This window comes from Corynebacterium poyangense (assembly GCF_014522205.1).
Classification (GTDB): Bacteria; Actinomycetota; Actinomycetes; order Mycobacteriales; family Mycobacteriaceae; genus Corynebacterium; species Corynebacterium poyangense.
In genome coordinates this window covers 1,309,214-1,327,440 of record NZ_CP046884.1, presented here as the reverse complement: position 1 = coordinate 1,327,440, position 18,227 = coordinate 1,309,214, and the positions used below count along the sequence as shown (strand labels likewise).

The 18,227-nt window shown below is 53.2% G+C and carries 13 protein-coding genes and 2 pseudogenes; 4 read left to right on the top strand and 11 right to left on the bottom strand.

What is annotated here, in order from left to right; genetic code table 11:
* Nucleotides 1–33 precede the first annotated feature (33 nt).
* On the top strand, nt 34–2,799 hold the full coding sequence (gene ppc, locus GP475_RS06210; RefSeq protein ID WP_187973591.1) for a phosphoenolpyruvate carboxylase: 2,766 nt from the start codon (nt 34–36) through the stop codon (nt 2,797–2,799).
* Between the two features lie 89 nt (nt 2,800–2,888).
* Nucleotides 2,889–3,125: a preprotein translocase subunit SecG gene (secG, locus tag GP475_RS06205; protein ID WP_187973590.1), complete on the top strand. Its 237-nt coding sequence runs from the start codon at nt 2,889–2,891 to the stop codon at nt 3,123–3,125.
* Between the two features lie 18 nt (nt 3,126–3,143).
* Here the strand turns inward: secG and GP475_RS06200 are convergent, their stop codons facing one another.
* From GP475_RS06200 to tkt, 6 genes and pseudogenes are all read right to left on the bottom strand, one after another.
* On the bottom strand, nt 3,144–3,857 hold the full coding sequence (locus GP475_RS06200) for a hypothetical protein (RefSeq protein ID WP_187973589.1): 714 nt from the start codon (nt 3,855–3,857) through the stop codon (nt 3,144–3,146).
* A 71-nt stretch (nt 3,858–3,928) separates the two neighbouring features.
* A pseudogene (pgl, locus tag GP475_RS06195) lies at nt 3,929–4,624 on the bottom strand (6-phosphogluconolactonase); the annotation flags it as partial.
* 84 nt (nt 4,625–4,708) lie between these two features.
* Nucleotides 4,709–5,635, bottom strand: a pseudogene (locus tag GP475_RS06190) (glucose-6-phosphate dehydrogenase assembly protein OpcA); the annotation flags it as partial.
* 24 nt (nt 5,636–5,659) lie between these two features.
* Nucleotides 5,660–7,204: a glucose-6-phosphate dehydrogenase gene (gene zwf / locus GP475_RS06185; protein WP_262485143.1), complete on the bottom strand. Its 1,545-nt coding sequence runs from the start codon at nt 7,202–7,204 to the stop codon at nt 5,660–5,662.
* A gap of 151 nt (nt 7,205–7,355) precedes the next feature.
* Entirely contained in the window at nt 7,356–8,438 is a 1,083-nt protein-coding gene (gene tal, locus GP475_RS06180) for a transaldolase (RefSeq protein WP_187973588.1), read from the bottom strand.
* A gap of 31 nt (nt 8,439–8,469) precedes the next feature.
* Entirely contained in the window at nt 8,470–10,563 is a 2,094-nt protein-coding gene (gene tkt, locus GP475_RS06175; RefSeq protein WP_187973587.1) for a transketolase, read from the bottom strand.
* Nucleotides 10,564–10,844: 281 nt separating this feature from the next.
* Between tkt and GP475_RS06170 the strand changes: the two genes are divergently transcribed.
* Nucleotides 10,845–11,780: a heme o synthase gene (locus tag GP475_RS06170; protein ID WP_187975821.1), complete on the top strand. Its 936-nt coding sequence runs from the start codon at nt 10,845–10,847 to the stop codon at nt 11,778–11,780.
* Here the strand turns inward: GP475_RS06170 and GP475_RS06165 are convergent.
* From GP475_RS06165 to mptB, 5 genes are all read right to left on the bottom strand, one after another.
* Entirely contained in the window at nt 11,777–12,760 is a 984-nt protein-coding gene (locus GP475_RS06165) for a quinone oxidoreductase family protein (RefSeq protein WP_187973586.1), read from the bottom strand. The genes GP475_RS06170 and GP475_RS06165 overlap by 4 nt on opposite strands.
* Nucleotides 12,761–12,781: 21 nt before the next feature.
* Nucleotides 12,782–13,762, bottom strand: coding sequence for a COX15/CtaA family protein (locus GP475_RS06160; RefSeq protein ID WP_262485258.1), 981 nt, complete (start codon nt 13,760–13,762; stop codon nt 12,782–12,784).
* 142 nt (nt 13,763–13,904) lie between these two features.
* On the bottom strand, nt 13,905–14,699 hold the full coding sequence (locus tag GP475_RS06155; protein WP_187973584.1) for an ABC transporter permease: 795 nt from the start codon (nt 14,697–14,699) through the stop codon (nt 13,905–13,907).
* A 1-nt stretch (nt 14,700) separates the two neighbouring features.
* On the bottom strand, nt 14,701–15,684 hold the full coding sequence (locus GP475_RS06150) for an ABC transporter ATP-binding protein (protein WP_187973583.1): 984 nt from the start codon (nt 15,682–15,684) through the stop codon (nt 14,701–14,703).
* A complete protein-coding gene (gene mptB, locus GP475_RS06145) occupies nt 15,656–17,347 on the bottom strand; it encodes a polyprenol phosphomannose-dependent alpha 1,6 mannosyltransferase MptB (RefSeq protein WP_187973582.1) in 1,692 nt (563 codons plus the stop codon). The genes GP475_RS06150 and mptB overlap by 29 nt, the downstream gene beginning before the upstream one ends.
* A 159-nt stretch (nt 17,348–17,506) precedes the next feature.
* Here mptB and GP475_RS06140 point away from each other — a divergent pair, with 159 nt between their 5' ends.
* The gene (locus tag GP475_RS06140; RefSeq protein WP_187973581.1) at nt 17,507–18,226 is read left to right on the top strand and encodes a helix-turn-helix transcriptional regulator; all 720 of its coding nucleotides are present in this window, start codon (nt 17,507–17,509) and stop codon (nt 18,224–18,226) included.
* The last annotated feature ends 1 nt before the right edge of the window (nt 18,227 follow it).

The window sequence follows — 18,227 nt, the reverse complement described above, 5'->3', positions numbered from 1 at the left end:
GCCACTCCGTCCAGTGAGAAAGGTAGTTGACCTGTGGCTAAACCAGACCAAGTGACGGAAGATATCCGTTACCTCGGATCAGTACTAGGATCAATCATTGCTGAACAAGAAGGTGAAGATACCTTCAACCTTGTCGAGTCAGCACGGACTCTCGCTTTTGATATAGCCCGAGGCCGACGCAGTATGAGCGACCTGGTGGAGATGTTTCGGGATATTGATCCGCGACGCGCCAACCCAGTGATCCGCGCTTTTAGCACCTTCGCCTTGATGTCGAACCTCGTTGAGGATCTTCATGATGAACGGATGAGGATTGCCCAGCTGGATGAAGGCGTAGTGGCGCCGGATTCCACACTGGAAGCGACGTGGACGAAGTTCAAGGCTGCTGGGATTACTGCGGACCAAGTGCGGGATGTTTTGAGCCGAGCGCAGGTAGCCCCGGTCCTTACGGCTCACCCCACCGAAACCCGGCGGAGGACTGTTTTTGACGCTCAAAAACATATTTCTGAATTGATGGTGCAGCGTCATGAGCTCATGACAGGTTCCCCAAGCCCGAGAATTGCGGCGCAGATCGAGAGCATCGAGAGAGATATTCGTCGTCGCATGACTATTTTGTGGCAAACCGCGCTGATTAGGGTGGCGCGGCCGCGTATCGAGGACGAAATTGAAGTGGGATTGCGCTATTACACGCTGTCTCTTCTTCAGGAAATACCGGCACTAAATGCGGATGTCATGAAGTACGTGCGGGATTCTTATGGACAGGACGTGCCTGAGCGTGCAGTTCTACGTCCCGGCTCTTGGATTGGCGGTGACCACGACGGGAATCCTTATGTCACTGCGGATACTTTGCGCTATGCGGTTAATCGGGCAGCGCATACCGTGTTGAAATACTATGAGGCCCAACTTTATGCTCTGGAACATGAATTAAGTATTTCTGATCGGATCAGCGAGGTTACGGTTGATCTTATTGCGCTGGCAACCAAAGGACACAATGAGGTGCCAAGCCGAGTTGATGAACCCTATCGCCGGGCTATCCACGGCATGCGAGGACGGATGCGACAGACAATTGCTACCTTATTAGGCCCGGAACTAGTAGAGGGGACGTGGCATGAAATCCACGAACCATACCGCAGCCCAGAGGAGTTTGTGGCCGACCTGACCACTATTGATGCCTCCCTGCGGGTATCTCATGATGACATCATCGCTGAGGATAGGTTGGCCCAGTTACAAGCTGCCGTAGCTAGTTTCGGGTTTCACCTATACTCTATGGATTTGCGACAAAATTCAGATAGCTATGAGGAAGTACTCACCGAGCTATTCCACGCGGCCGAGGTTTGTCCGTGTTATCAAGACCTTCAGGAAGAAGAGAAAATCGACCTCTTGCTTCAAGAACTGCGTACCCCTCGACCGGTGATTCCACATGGCTACCTCGGGTTTAGTGAATCCGTTCAGCGAGAACTGGATATTTTCCGGGAAGCAGCTCAGGCAGTACAGCGATTTGGGCGTCGAATGATTCCGCACTGCATCATCTCTATGGCGGAGTCAGTCAGTGATGTCCTAGAACCAATGGTGTTGCTCAAGGAAGTTGGCCTCATTCAGGCCCACGGTGATCACCCCAGCGGTGGCGTGGACATTATTCCGCTGTTTGAGACCATAGATGATCTTCATGGTGGTTCGGAGATTCTGCGTCAGCTCTGGTCGTTGCCCCTCTACCGCAATTATGTCCAGCAGCGCGGTAATATTCAGGAGGTGATGTTGGGGTATTCTGACTCCAACAAAGATGGCGGATATTTTGCCGCTAACTGGGCTTTATACGGGGGAGAAGTATCCATTGTTCACGCCTGCCGGGACTATGGGATTAGTCTTCGGCTTTTTCATGGTCGGGGCGGTACCGTTGGCCGGGGTGGCGGGCCTTCCTATGATGCAATCTTGGCGCAACCTCCAGGTGCTGTTGATGGTTCAGTACGGATTACTGAACAAGGGGAAATTGTGTCTGCAAAATACGGTACGCCAGAAACTGCTCGACGCAATCTCGAAGCGCTAGTATCAGCGACTCTCGAAGCGAGTGTGTTGGAAGTAGAACAATTAGATAACGCTGATCGAGCACAACAGATCATGACGGAAATTGCGGCCCTGAGCCAACGGAAGTATGCTGCTCTAGCGCATCAAGATCCAGGGTTTCTTGAGTATTTCATGCAGTCAACTCCGCTGCGAGAGATCGGATCCTTAAACATCGGTTCGCGTCCTTCCTCTCGCAAACAAACCCGCAGTATTGACGATCTTCGGGCAATCCCGTGGGTCTTAAGTTGGTCTCAATCTCGGGTGATGTTGCCGGGATGGTACGGCGTGGGAACTGCGTTAAAGGAATGGATTGAATCCAGCGATCACCCAGAGGAACGTCTGGCAGAACTTCGTCACCTTTCCAAGGTATGGCCATTTTTCACCTCGGTGTTGTCGAATATGGCTCAGGTCATGGCAAAGGCTGAAATGGATATTGCTGAGCTTTATGCTCAACTTATTGATGATCGTGAGGTGGCTCGACGCATACATCAGCAATTGCGTGAGGAATTTGAGTTAACCAAAGAGATGTTCTTGCACGTCACCGGGCACCAAGAGTTATTGGCTGATAACCCGGCTTTGGCCCGGTCAGTGCGCTCCCGTTTCCCTTATCTTTTGCCACTAAATGTGATTCAAGTGGAAATGATGCGTCGCTATCGGGCTGGGGATCATACTGACAAAGTGTCCTTGGGCATCCAACTCACCATGAACGGGCTAGCCACTGCTCTTCGCAACTCCGGTTAGTATTATCGCCTAGTGTCGCCACCGTCCTGATCGGAGGTGGTGTACACTTTGGCAAGTACCTAACCGTAAATGTTGACAAAGGACGTCTTTTGATTCTGGCGCTGCAAATCATTCTGGTCTTAGCGGCTGTCATTATGACGGTGTTCGTTCTCCTCCACAAAGGCAAGGGAGGTGGCCTATCCAGCTTATTTGGTGGTGGAGTGCAATCTAACCTCTCTGGTTCCACCGTGGTGGAAAAGAACCTGAACCGCTACACCGTATTAACCGCATTAATCTGGTTAGTCTGTATCGTCGCATTAAATCTCTTGCAGGCCTACGGAAACTAGGCCGCAAACGACGCTGGACTAGCGATAATGGCGGCTGGGGCGTCGAGAATTAACAAAGGCCCGAGCTGCTGTGGCTAAGATAGCCAACACAGCTAATCCACCAACAACCCAGATCCAGGTCGGTACCGGCCTGGATTTTTTCAACTCATCGGCGCACTGCAGCAACTGGTCATGAAATTCCTGCTGCGCCTGGTTATATTCCTCTCGGTGAGCCTGAAACTGTTCCAAGCGAGTTTTATCCAATGCCGTTCCCCGGGCAGCCATCTCCGATAATTTAGCTTCGGCATCTGCTGCCGGATCGTCACCGATAGCATCTGCAGCTTTTCGCGCTTCGTCCTCGGTGTAGCGGGTTTTTGCGCTTGCCTGAGGATCAGACTCACTCAAACTAGTGTTTTGCCCGTCCCGCAGATCCAATAACATACCAAAATTGTCGTTTTGGCCTAAGGCGTTGAGTCGATTTTGAATCTCTTCGGCAGATTGTCCGGGCGTCCACTGTCGAATGAGCTCTCCCAGTCCAGGATCTTGCTGGTCAATCGCAGATATCCGGGCGTCTGCAGTCCAGGTGTCCAGGTGTTTCCAAAACTCGGAAATAGCCGAATCCGCCTGGGTATCAACGACGCATTGGTCAGCCGAAGTATCTGCATGGACCTGATACGCATGGGCAGTAAAACCGCTGAAGCTCAGCAGGATCATGCCTGAGCTAATAACTGAGTTGATAAACCGTCGAGACATAGGAGTGGGCTCCTCAACACCGGCTAGAGGCGATTTCCTTCCACTAGCAGGATACTCGTTTGCATCTCCAGCTAAGAACTATTAGCGGAGGCATCTTCACTGAGATACAAGGTAGTTTCGATCCGTCCACTAATCCCGGCTGCCGGCCATTCTTGAGGATCTCCATGATTAATAACCTGGTGAGCGGCCTCTGCTTTAGCGGATCCGGACACAAGCAGCCAAATACGATCCGCCTTCTCTAGTGCGACAGTGGTCAACGTAACTCGTTCTGCCGGGGGTTTAGGGGAATCATAAACAGGGACCACCTGCTCGATAGACTCATGCAAAGCCGCCGAGTGGGGGAATAAGGAGTTAATATGCCCTTCTTCGCCCATACCCAAAAGATGAACATCAAATCCTCGAGGAGCACGTTCCTTTAAAATCCGACGATAGTTTGTCACTGCGTCCATCATGTCCCCGCCGGTTAAACCATAACCGTGGATACAATCCTCGGGAACCTGCCAGTGATCCAACAGTGCGCGTCGAGCTTGCCCCTCGTTGGACTCTGGGTCACTGACCGGAACATTGCGCTCATCACCGAAGAAGATTTCTACTTTATGGTGGTCAATGTCAGCACCGAACGAGGCTAATTGTTTTAACACACCGATACCAGTTCCCCCGCCGGTGAGAACAATTCGGGCTATCCCGTCGTGGTGCGCACCACCGGTAGGGGAAGATTGAATATCCTGGATAATCTGGGTGAGGCGACGAGCTGCTCGACGGGTGAGATCATCTTGGTCAGCGACGTGTTCGACATTGAGCCCACTGTGAGGGACGTTTTCACCGTGAGGAAGAGCGGAATGTGGGCAGTCGTAGGTCACTTTATCTAGCCCCTCCAGAGCTGCAGTATAAGCCTTGTCTGGAGCAAGGTGACGTAATTCCTCGGCCAGGCAATCCGCTATTGAACGTCGTGATAGCGCCACTAAGGAATCAGGGCGACCAGGCACCTGCAGTTTAATAGTGTGCTTATCAATCACCTTGAGCGTGACATCTCCACTTTCTCGTTCTAGCACGAGGGTGGTGATCATAAATGATCCGGGTTTAATGCATTCCGAGTGCTCCCTGATGACTTCCACATTCAAGCGGGTTGCTAGCCAACCTGCGGCGATATCCACACTGGGGTGAGTAGCTGGACCGCAAACTCGGACTCGTTGAATAGGTTCATGGGGTGGCAGTTCCAAAGCGGAAGCAACGAGAGCACGCCAGGCGGTGATTCTGGCCCACATCATGTCGGTATCTCCGGCTCGATGATGAGCTCTACGGGCTGGAAGGGGAGAGGGAGCGTTGTCGGGGTGTTTGGGTGAATCGGTGATTCGCCGTTGGGCGATTTTGCCGATGGGATGTTCAGAAGGAATTGTTGGGGCTTGCTCCGGCCACCACGCGGCAATGGGGGTGTCGGGCAATAATAAGGGGGTTACGACGGCTGCTGGGTGATGAGCAATATCCCCGCGCAGGTGCATGATGATAATTTCTGACGCTCCAGCGTCACCGCCAATAAGAAGCTCGGCATCTAATTGGTTTCCATTGCGGTCATGTTCGGTCACTAAAATCAGCACTCGAGCCGGATGCTCTTGGGAAGCATCAGTCACGGCGCGTCGGATACGTTCTAAATCATCAGTGGCGTCGGCTACCACGATCAAGGTGAGGACCCGCCCAGTAGTTTGAGCGGAGCGCTCGCGCATGGAATTGAGGGCTTCAGCAATTTTCCGGGTGGTGGTGTGGGGAAGGTCAATAATCATGTCTCTCATCTTTCCGCCGGAAGGCTAGGGTCGACGCCATGTACGGCCACTTCGGGATAACATGCGGTCGGCAGTTGCTGGACCCCAGGTACCAGCGGGATAATCTTCTGGTGTTCCAGACTCAGCCCAATAATGCAGGATCGGATCTAAAATAGCCCAACTCAATTCAACTTCCTCGTTAGTGGGGAAGAGACTGGATTCATCTAAGAGAGCATCCAAGATGAGTCGCTCATATGCTTCCGGGGATTGTTCCGTAAAAGCCTCTGCGTAGGAAAAGTCCATATTTACGTCTCGAACTTCCATCGCTGAACCAGGAACCTTAGATCCAAAGCGCATGAGTACGCCTTCATCAGGTTGGACTCGGATAACCACGGCGTTGTTACCTAAAGCGGATGTTTCTTCTGGCCCGAAGGGTTGATGAGGAGGTCGTTTAAAGACCACAGCGATTTCAGTAACGCGGCGACCTAAACGTTTCCCCGTGCGAAGGTAAAACGGAACTCCAGCCCACCGACGAGAAGAAATCTCCAAGGTGCAGGCGGCAAAAGTCTCGGTGGTTGAGGCCGGGTCAAAACCTTTTTCTTCGCGGAGGCCGCAGACCTGTTCCGAACCTTGCCAGCCGGCGCTATATTGACCCCTGGCGGTCGTGAGTTCAAAGGGTTCGACGGCGCGGGTGGCTCGGAGGATTTTCACCTTTTCCGCCTGCAATTCTGCCGGTGAGAAGCTCACGGGTTCTTCCATGGCGATTAAGGCGAGCAACTGGATCAAATGATTTTGAATGACATCTCGTGCTGCGCCGATACCGTCGTAGTATCCGGCTCTTCCGCCAAGACCGATGTCTTCTGCCATGGTGATCTGGACATGGTCAATGAATCGAGCGTTCCACAAGGGCTCAAAAAGCTGGTTGGCGAAGCGTAGAGCCAATATATTTTGGACTGTTTCTTTGCCAAGGTAGTGGTCAATTCGGTACACGGATTCTTCCGGGAACACCGAGTTCACCACCTTGTTGAGGTGCTGCGCCGTCTTCTGGTCATGCCCAAAAGGTTTTTCGATAATGACTCGACGCCACGCGTTGTCATCGGCGTGGGAGAGTCCTGAGCGTTGTAACTGATGGCAGACGTCGGCGAAAAATCCCGGTGGAATGGATAGGTAAAACGCCCAGTTTCCACTGGTGCCACGGGTGCGGTCGATGTCGGCGACTTTCTCAGCGAGGCGATCAAAGGCTTCGTCATCATCAAAGTTGCCGGATACAAAAACTAAACCGTCGGCGAAGCGTTCCCAGACTTTGTCGTGGAAGGGGGTGCGTGCGCGCTCTTTGACTGCTTGGAAAACGTAGTCTCGGAATTGCTCGGCAGACCAGTCACGGCGTCCGTAACCGACCAAACTGAAGCCGGGGGGAAGCAGCCCTCGGTTAGCTAGGTCATAAAAGGCGGGGAGGAGTTTTTTCCGAGCGAGGTCTCCGGTGATACCAAAAAGCACCATCCCGGAAGGTCCGGCGATGCGCGGGAGACGTTTATCTTGAGGATCGCGCAGGGGGTTAGTCCACTGCGGTTCCACATTCAACTCTGTCAAGGAGGGCTCCTCACAACATATAGGATTCGTTACTAGCTCAACGGGACGTGTATTGAGATTACCTAAAAAAGCGGAGCTGAGGAATTTTCGCGAGGAAAACTTCAGCTCCGAGTGTTTTATCCGGGACTCACTAAGCCCGGACGCCGTAGCTTTATAGCTGGCTGGCCATTGATTCTAATAACTCTGACCATGCGGTGACGAATTTATCCACACCCTCTTGCTCGAGAACTGCAAAAACATCTTCGGTGTCGACGCCGACGTGGAGGAGATCGGAAAAAACCTTCTCATCCTCAGCTTCATGACCAGTGAGGGTTTCGCCCTTTAATTCATCTAGCTCCAGCACTGCGTCAATGGTGGACTCAGGCATGGTGTTCACCGTATCGGGTCCAGCCAATTCCGTGACGTAAAGGGTAGCTGGGTAGTTGGGGTTCTTAACACCCGTGGAAGCCCAGAGCGGTCGTTGAATATTAGCCCCTTGAGGTAATTCACCTTCGGTGAAAGCCTGGCGGAAGACGGCATAGGCGCGACGAGCATTTGCTACCCCAGCTTTGCCGCGTAGGGCTAAAGCTTCCTCCGTTCCGATTTCTTCTAGGCGTCGGTCTACCTCAGTATCAAGGCGAGAGACGAAGAATGATGCCACGGAGTGGATCGTTGCCGGATCAATACCATTGTCTACTGCTCGTCGAATTCCTTCCTTATAGGTGTTGAGGACTTCGCGATAACGAGCCACCGAGAAAATCAATGTCACGTTGACGCTGATTCCTTCAGCCAGCGCGTCAGCAATAGCAGGCATCGAGCCCTCGGTGGCCGGAATCTTAATCATGACATTGGGACGGTCAACCTTCCTCCATAACTCCCGAGCTTGCGCTAAGGTTGCGTCCCGATCTGCTGATAAGCGCGGGTCAACTTCAATGCTGACCCGACCGTCGAAACCGTGAGTTTGATGATAAATCTCAGCAAAGGCATCGCAGGCGTCACGAACATCATCAATAGACATAGCATAAACTGCCTCGTCGACGGTTGCAGCAGCCTTTTTTAGTTCGGCGATTTGCTCATCATAGGCGGTGCCGGCACTCATCGCAGCAGCAAAAATAGCTGGGTTGGTGGTTACGCCGACGATACCCTTGTTGGCGATGAGCTCAGTGAGGTTTCCGGTGCTGATTCTTTCCCTGGAAAGGTCATCCAACCAGGTGGATGTTCCAAGGTCAGCAAGCTGCCCAATTGCGTGGGTCATAGGGTTACTCCTTTGATATGAGGGCTAGCACTTAGGCATTAAGGGATTCATGTGCTGCAGCAACAACTGCTTCAGTGGTAATCCCGAATTTGTCGAAGAGAGTCTGGTAGTCAGCCGAAGCACCAAAGTGCTCCAAGGATACTGCACGCCCCTGGGTACCTAGCCAGCGATACCACGGGGTTGCTAATCCTGCTTCCACAGATACGCGAGCTGTGACCGAAGGCGGAAGAACCTCCTCGATGTATGACTGGTCTTGTTCCTCAAACCAATCTAGGCAGGGGACGGACACTACACGAGTAGCCGTTCCTTCAGCTTCCAATTGAGCTGCAGCATCCACCGCAAGTTGGACCTCAGATCCAGTAGCCATAATGATGACGTCTGGGGTTGGTTGTGAGCCTTCAACGAGGACATAGGCGCCGCGAGCAACACCGTCATCTGCCTTTTCCTTAGTGCCTTCGAGCACTGGAAGATTCTGCCGGGTTAGCGCCAGACCTTTAGGGCCTTCTTTATAGAGCAAAGCGTGTTTCCAGGCGGCCGCGGTTTCATTAGCGTCTGCCGGCCGCAAAATCGACAGATTAGGAATAGCTCGCAAAGCAGTGAGCTGTTCTACCGGTTGATGGGTAGGACCATCTTCGCCTAAACCAATGGAGTCATGAGTCCACACATAGTAGGCGTCGGTGCCTTGGAGTGCAGCTAGCCGTACGGCTGGGCGCATGTATTCGGAGAAAATGAGGAAGGTTCCACCATAAGGGCGGGTGCCACCGTGTAAAGCAATGCCATTCATAATGGCGCCCATGGCGTGTTCTCGGATACCGAAATGGAGGTTACGGCCATAAGGATGTGCTGACCAAGTATCTGTTGAGATACTTTCTGGACCAAAGGAGGCTTCTCCTTTGATCACCGTATTGTTGGAACCCGCCAGATCCGCAGAACCGCCCCACAGCTCCGGCAAGGTCTTAGCTAAAACCTGGAGAACCGCTTCAGAGGCTTTGCGAGTTGCCACACCCTTGGGATCTGGATCCCACGAGGGGAGCTCGTCTGCAAAATTCTCGGGAAGTTCACGAGCTTCCAGTCGTTGGTGTAAAGCCGCCTGCTCGGGATGAGATTCAGCCCAGGCGTCGTATTTTTGTTGCCATTCGGCGTGAGCTTGAGAACCCCGCTTCTGCAGTGCACGGGTGTGAGCCAGCACGTCATCAGCGACGTCAAAAGTCTTGTCAGGATCAAAGCCTAAGACTTCTTTGATAGCAGCTACTTCCTGCTCACCTAAGGCTGCCCCATGGGACGCTCCGGTGTTCATCATGGTGGGAGCTGGATAAGCAATCACGGTGCGCAGCCGAATAAAGGTAGGACGCTCAGTATCTGCCTGAGCCTGAGCAATAGCCGCCTCAATACCGGCGACATTATTTCCGCCCTCTACTTCTAAGGTCTGCCAACCGTAGGCCTGATATCGCGCGACAACGTCCTCCGTAAACGCAATTTGGGTGTTGTCCTCAATAGAAATCCGGTTGTCATCCCAAAAGACAATAAGATTACCCAGCTTTTGGGTGCCAGCTAAGGAGGAGGCTTCCGCCGTCACCCCTTCTTGAACGTCGCCATCTGAGGCGATGACATAAATATAGTGATCAAACGGTGACTCCCCGGCTGCGGCATCAGGATCAAAGAGGCCGCGCTCACGTCGCGCCGCCATAGCCATACCCACAGCAGAGGCTAATCCTTGGCCTAGTGGCCCGGTGGTGATCTCTACCCCTTTGGTGTGGCGATACTCAGGATGGCCAGGAGTAAGAGAGCCCCAGGTGCGGAGCTGTTTGATGTCTTCGAGTTCCAGCCCAAATCCGCCAAAGAAAAGCTGCAGGTATTGGGTGAGGGAGGAGTGTCCACAGGACAGAATGAAGCGGTCACGACCAGCCCAATTAGTATCGCACGGATCGTGAACCATGGTGCGCTGATACAAGGTATAAGCCAGGGGGGCGAGGCTCATAGCCGTGCCAGGGTGCCCTGACCCACACTTTTGAACAGCGTCAGCGGCTAATACCCGAAGGGTGTCTACTGCTCGAGTATCGAGGTCAGTCCAGTTGTCCGGGTAGTGCGGTTCAGTTAAGGCCTTTAAATCAGGTGCCAATGTCACAGCTTTTAACCTCACTTCTTCTTGACTTAGCAAAAACAGATCGCGGACACGGGAAGCCGGTGCCGCAGATATACAGTCTCTACTGTAGTGTTTTTAGCGGCACTCGACGTCAACACCGCCGGGGGTAAATATTTAGCCTCGGTTATCGGCCCGGCGGCATTCCGGACTACCATGGTGTGGCCACGGGTTTTCTACCCAACCGGGTAAAAATACCTATCGAGCGCATCTTCTTTGCCACTATGCACTATGACCACCAGATTCTTCGTTGGAGGATTATCCCCTTGGACACCATCAAGGCCTACATCGCGTTGACAAAGCCGAGGGTGATTGAGCTTCTTCTGGTGGCCACCATTCCCGCCATGCTTCAGGCTGAACGTGGGGAAACTAACATTTTACTCATTCTCGGGACACTTTTAGGTGGATGGATGGGTGCGGCAGCCGCTAATACCTTCAATATGGTGGCTGATTCAGACATTGACCAGCAAATGGGGCGAACCAGAGCCCGACCGCTGGTACGAAAGAGCGTTACCACTGGCCAAGCCGCTATTTTCGCGTGGGTGTTAACCATCCTTAGCTTCTTCTGGCTCTGGTTGCTGTGTCATTCCTTGACTGCAGCCATCTTCGTCATGATCACAATCGTGTTCTACATCTTCGTCTACACCAAGTGGCTCAAACGTCGCACCGCCATGAATATTGTGTGGGGCGGAGCAGCAGGATGCATGCCGGTTCTCGTCGGATGGGCCGTCATTGTTGATAACATGCCCGACGACAGCCCAGCGCAGTGGTGGCAGGCCGTCGTAATGTTCCTCATCATCTTTTTCTGGACCCCACCTCACACCTGGGCCCTCGCCATGAAATACCGCGAAGACTATGAACGCGCCGGCGTGCCGATGCTGCCGGTTGTTCGAAAACCAGCTGAGGTAACCAAACAAATTGTGTGGTACACAGTCGCGACGGTAATCGTTACTTTTCTGCTCATCCCCGCGACCTCCTGGATCTACACCATTGTTGCAGTAGCTGCCGGATTGTGGTTTCTCATCATGGCCATCACATTGCACCGCGGGGTAGTGGCTGGAGGGAAAGTTAAGCCGTTAAAGCTCTTCATTCTCTCCAATAACTACTTGGCTCTGATCTTCCTCGCACTGGCAGTTGATGCCGTACTCGGGCTGACTCCTCTGTATCACCTGTGGGGTTGGTCAGCTATCCCGCTTCCTTAGCAATTCTCTTCCTCGCGTGGAACCTCTAACACCACCGAGCCAGTAGTTTTGCGAGCCTGCAAATCCCGGTGAGCTTGTTCTGCTTCAGCAAGGGGGTAAACCGCGCCGATGCGAATCTTCACAGTACCGTCGGACACTAATTGAGTTACTGCTTGAGCTCTCATCCGAAACTCGTCTGGCTGACTGGTCCAACCATCAAGGGAGGGGCGAGTCAGGAAAAGCGAACCGTGGGTGTTGAGAATTTGGGGATCAATTGGCTCAACTGGCCCGGATGCGGCTCCAAAAAGACACATTATTCCCCGTGGGCGAATGCACGCTAAGGATTCATCAAAGGTGGCTTTGCCAACTCCGTCATAGACGATGTCAACCCCCTGTCCGCCGTTGAGTTTTCGGACTGACTGGGCGAACTTGTCGTCATAGAAGATCACCTCATCGGCTCCGGCTTGGCGCGCGAGCTCCGCTTTATAGTCAGTGGAAACTAGGGAGATAACCGTTGCTCCTTTTGCCTTGGCCATCTGGGTCAAGATCAGACCAACTCCGCCAGCACCTGCAGTAATGAGGCAAGAATCTCCTGGCTGAAGGTCTTTTACCCCGTAGCATAGGTAATGGGCGGTGATTCCTTGAAGCAACATTGAAGCGGCTACATGAAGATCAGTTCCCTCTGGAACTGCCACCAACTTGTCTTTCGGGACCGACGCATATTGAGCATAGGAACCCAATGGGCCACACCAGGCAACTAGAGTTCCCTCGGCAATGGAACCGGAGGGGTCAGCCACAACCCGCCCGACGCCTTCCTTACCTGGAATAAACGGAAGAGATGTGGGATAAATCCCTTCCCGGAAATAGGTGTCAATATAATTAACCCCCGCCACGAGGACTTCAATGAGAACATTATTCTCAGTCGGGCTGGGGGCAGGGACATTGTCAGTGAAGGTGAGGACTTCTGGTCCTCCGGTCTTAGAGATCTGGATTGCTTTCATGCCTCCAGATTAATCATGACTCTAGTGAATTCGCTCAGCTTCGGGTGATCCCGTGCGGGTAGCGATTCCTCCCGCGACCCGATAACCGGAGGCATAAAGAAATGCAGAGAAAATAACCACCACAGAGCTCATGAGGACGTGAATAGGCACTGACCAACGAGGAACTTGCAGGTTATACTGCATGATTCCGATTGCAGCCTGGAGAACAATCATGCCTATTAGCCAATAGCTTATGATCTTGGATTCGGTGGGCGCTTTGTAGCGGTGCAGCAGAAACACCATGATGATTGTCAGGAATAAATAGGTGTACATGCAGTAGGCGTGGATATGGGCCATCATATCGATGTCAACCGCAAGGCGACCGCTCATGCCGATCTGGTCATCACCGGAATGAACGCCGGCGCCAGTGACCATCGTGCCGGTAATGAGGACGATGCTTAGGGCAACTGCAGAAATTAAGGCCAGGGCACGAATTGCGCCGGGGAAGGTGCGTTCGGGGATGCCATCATCGGGTTGTTTGAGTCGAACAAAGAGGAGGGCGGCTACCCACACCAACGCCATGGACGGTAGGAAGTGGATGGCCACTGACCACCAGCGAAGTTGGAGGTGCACGGAGATCCCGCCGATGACGGCCTGGAGGATGATACCGCCAATAGAAATCCAGCCTAGGATGAGAAGTTCTAAGCGTCGCTTAGCCTTGATGAGGGTGATGAGTACGGCAACGCAGGCAGCCACCAGAACAAAGGTCAGTAACCGGTTGCCAAACTCTATGGCCTGATGGAGAGCAGGTGTGGTGCCGGCAACGGGAACTAAGGAGCCGGGTTGGCACTCAGGCCAGGTGGGGCAGCCCAAACCAGAAGCAGTGACGCGAACGATAGCACCGGTGAAGGTGATGCCCGCCTGGCAAATAAGCAAAATTAGAGCAAGAATTCGCTGGGTGTGAATTGTAGGTATAGCCCTACGCTTTTTAGGGGAAACAGAATCTGGTCGGGTGGAAGTAATCACGAATTCTACCCTAGTCACCCCACATGGTGAACGCGGAATTACTGCCCGTGTTGAGCACATGGGATAGATCACCCCCTCCGATAGCCGGCAGTTGTGGTGGTTGCCGACTGAAATGTGGGCTGGTGGGGAGATATTGATGCTAGCTGCTGAATTTAAACCAGCGCTGAGCAGCGCCAATAGCGATGATTGCCCATACCAGCAAGATGATCATCTGGGTGATCGGAAGGCGTCCTAAAAGAGCAAGGTCAACGCCGCTGGCTAGTGCGACTGAGGGAATGATATTCCACCAGCCGGCGTTGGATAACCCCAGATTGACTAAGACAAATCCAGCTGCGCCTAAGAGAAGGACCCATATTAAATTAGCGAGCCCAAGGACTAATTCTGAGCTTAAGGTTCCACCCATTAATAGACCCATGGCGGTAAAAGCTGCCACTCCGAGGATGAGAATGGGAAAGCTAAGACCTAGTCCCCACACGCTGGGACGCCAGCTAAGCCAGAAAGCCACCGCAGAAATGATGAGGACTTGAAGAAGACTCATGACTATGACAGCAATGATTTTGCCGACGATGATGACCCAGGACGGTACACCAGAGGCACCAGTTCTTTTGAGCGCGCCGTATCGTCGATCAAAAGCTAAGGAGATTGCGGGTCCAGTAAATCCAGAGCTGGTGGCGGCCACAGCCAGGATCATGGGCACTAATTGTTCTAGCGGGTGGGGATCACCAATAATTGGCAGCCGAGACATGACTACTAGGAGGCCCAGCGGAATAACAAGACTTAAAATCTGCTGTTCACTGTGCCGGACGAAGAGTTTAGTTTCAATCCATCCCTGGGCTCGCAACATCGTGCCGATGCTGGCTCGTTTCGGGTTGGGTCGGAATGTTCCTTGCGGGAATGCGGAAGGGGAGAAGGACGGTTGCGAATCAGCGGACATATTACTTCCTCATCTCTCTTCCGGTAATTTCCAAAAATACATCTTCTAAACTGCGGTGACCTGCCTTTAGCTCTCGGATCAGAACTTTTTGCTCCGCCGCGCACCGAGAGCACAGCGCGATAAGTTCTGGGGACACTTGCGCATGAATTTGGTACGTCAGTGGACGAGAACTGAGAATAGATGCTGACGGGAAACCATGGCGGTGAAGTTCTTCTTCGATGACCGCGGTGTCGAGTGGAGAGTCAGTGACAACGCTGATTTGTGAACCACCGATACTGCGTTGAGTAGTCAATTCAGCAGGAGTCCCCTCAGCCACGATGTGGCCTTGGTCAATGATAATGACTCGATCAGCAAGAGCTTCGGCTTCGTCCATAAGATGAGTGGTGACGATGATGGTCACACCGTCACGGCGAAGATTATCCACTAATTGCCATACCATCAGCCGGGATTGGGCGTCCATTCCGGCGGTAGGTTCATCTAAAAACACTAGTTCCGGCCGGCCGATAATGGCTAAAGCTAGGGATAATCGTTGCTGCTGTCCGCCAGAGAGGCGACGCCAAGTGGTCTTGGCCTGGTCTCTGAGCCCAACAACATCAATGAGCCACTCCGGGTCGAGGGGATTGTCATGATAAGAGGCAGAAAGCCTCAGCATCTCAGCCACCTGGATACCAGAGTAGGATCCTCCGCCTTGAAGCATGATGCCGATTCGGCTGCGCAAGGTGTCCGGTTCTTTCGCTGGGTCTATTCCCAGTACCGAAATCGTCCCGGAGGTCGGTTTCTGGAATCCCTCGCACATCTCGATGGTGGTTGTCTTTCCAGCACCGTTGGGGCCAAGAAGTGCCACCACCTCACCGTGGGCAACGCGAAAACTAAGGCCTGACACCGCCACTTTAGTGCCAAAGCGCTTCACGACATCGTGAAGAACTAGAGCCGAGGATTGAGGCTCAGAATCAGAATTAGTCACGGGGGATAGTGTAGGCCACATTTTGGGGCCGAGTCAGTAACCACCGCCCAAAGAAGAAAACTGCCAGGCTCAACAGGATAAAGCCGAGGTAGATTTGGACGACGGTTATTGGGGGAAGACCAAGCCCGCGGGGAAGGACCACAAAACTGATGAAGCCGGAATACAGGGTAACGGCGGCATGGAAGAACGTTCGGTTTGCCCAGGCTGCCAGGGGGAGGATTGCCCACAGGGCATACCAGGGGTGAACCACCGGGAAGAATAAGACGATGATGACGAGGGAAACCCCTAAGGCACCTGCGACATGAATTCTGCCTCGATAGGTGGCCAAGAGCATACGGACAGCGAAAGCTCCGGCGATGGCAATACCAACCGCTCTGGTGATGAGCAAAATTGATTCCGTGTGATCCCCTAAACCAAGAAGCATTCCAAACCATCCAGCGATCACGCCTAGCTCGGTGGTGGCAGATAACCAGCTTCGAATAGCTACTGCGCCGCCTTGGCCGGTGATCCAACCAGTGCTGATTCCGGAGATCATCGTTACTGCGGATACGGTGGCTAAGAGCACGACTACTTGGAGGGCTGCTGCGCAGAGGATTGCTGGGACACCGGGGCGTCGAAACCTCTGAAACGACGAACGTATGTGCCGTGCCCAACACATACCGACAAAGCCGAGTCCTAAAAAGGCGGAGACTTTCACCATGCCGGCGCAGGAGATGAGAACTCCAGCAGCCACGAGAAGCAAAAGTGCAGATACTAACGATGACCCGTTGCTGTGGCGATCAATTGCTCTCAATGCCAGTTCTACGCCGGCAAGGAGTAAACCCAGCATGAGTGATTCGTTGTGAATCCCGGCAATGAGGTGGAGCAATGTTAAGGGATTAAGGATAGAAAGCCACAGCGCGGTGACAGGTGATACTCCGCAACGGCGACTAATGGAATGTAGTGCCCAAGAAGCCAGCACCAAACTGAGGATGGAAATCAACCGGTGGCACAACACTCCAAAAACAATGGAATCGTGGGTGATAAAAGAGATCAGACCCGCGAGGCCTAGGGCCACTGGCCCATAGGGGGAAGGCGAATGGGCCCAAATAAAGGGAACTGAGCGGGCAAGGTGGTGGTCGGTGCCGAGCAGATCAACTGGTCCGGCGGAATAGGGGTCCATTCCCTGCACCACAATGGTTCCGTTGGCTAAGTAGGAATAAATATCTTGGGTAAAAAGTGGCGCGGTAAAAAAGAGCGGTAAAGTCCAGGCAAGGAAAGTGCTGAAGAAGAGGGGAAGAGGAATAACGCCAAGGGGCTGGATTTTACTGTGGAAAGAAATTCCGCAATAGGGGGCGATAGCGACCCAGGCAAAAACTAACAGTGCAACCCCTAAAAAGACCATCATGCTTGAGGTTTGCAGCATCCGAGCTAGCATCGCCCCGCCGGGGAACAAGGCGTAGGGGTTGTCGACGACGGGGAGGGCCCCGGCCCCGAGGCCACCTAGCCCGATCAAGAGGGAACCGACTGTTCCAATCCAGCGCCACCGGAGAAAACCAGCTATCCGGGCTGGACGTACCGGGGAAACACGTGGTTCGGATTGGGCAGATTCTTGGTGGAGAAATGCCGAACGAGAGCCAGCTAACCCCAAAGCGGGGAGAGTGGCTTTGAGCTTTTGCAGCGCTAGTGGCGTTCTTCTTGGCACAGTACCCCAGTTTAGGCCGTGTGGTTGACCCGAATGATCTGCACCTCTATCAGCGTGTTGGGCGAAAAGGAATATTTATGACACACTAGTGTTGTCAAAAGATGTGAACTCAGTTTGTGACATTAATGGGAGACCTACGTTTAAGGAGGTGTAGCTGTCATGAATTCTTCACCGCGGAAAACCGAAACCCGTTCTGTGGACGGTGAGACGCGCAAGGAAATTATGCTGACGCTGCTGCATCGGGGCCTAGTAACAGTTGCAGACGTGGGCGAGCATCTCGGCTTAGCGGCCGCAGGTGTCCGACGGCACCTGGACATTTTGGTGGAGGAAGGACTTGCTGAGTCGGTAGAGACCCGACGGCGACGTCGTTCTAGCTCTGCGCCGGCAGGAGGTCCTCAACGCGGACGTCCAGCCAAGAAATTTCGGTTAACTGATCGCGGACGCGAGTACTTTGGCCATTCTTATGACATGCTTGCTGCCGCGGCACTTCGGGCTTTAGCGCAAACCGGTGGACCTGACGCGGTGCGGGAATTTGCTCGACAACGGGTTGCTGACATCATCGCGGATATTGACCCCGAGAAGTTCTCAGGTCAGAATCCCGAACAAGTTGCACAAGCTGTCGTCGACGCTTTTTGCGAGCACGGCTATGCAGCCACGTTGAACAAAGCTGCCGGTGGGGTGCAGATTTGTCAGCACCATTGCCCGATTTCTCAGGTAGCCGCTGAATTTCCGGAAATCTGCGAAGCAGAACATGAGATTGTCGCTGAACTCACCGGACGACACATCCAAACGTTAGCCTCTATTGCCGAGGGGCATGGTATCTGTACCACCAATATCCCGTTGACACCCATTGACCACACTCCTAAAGAAAGGAGCTGAC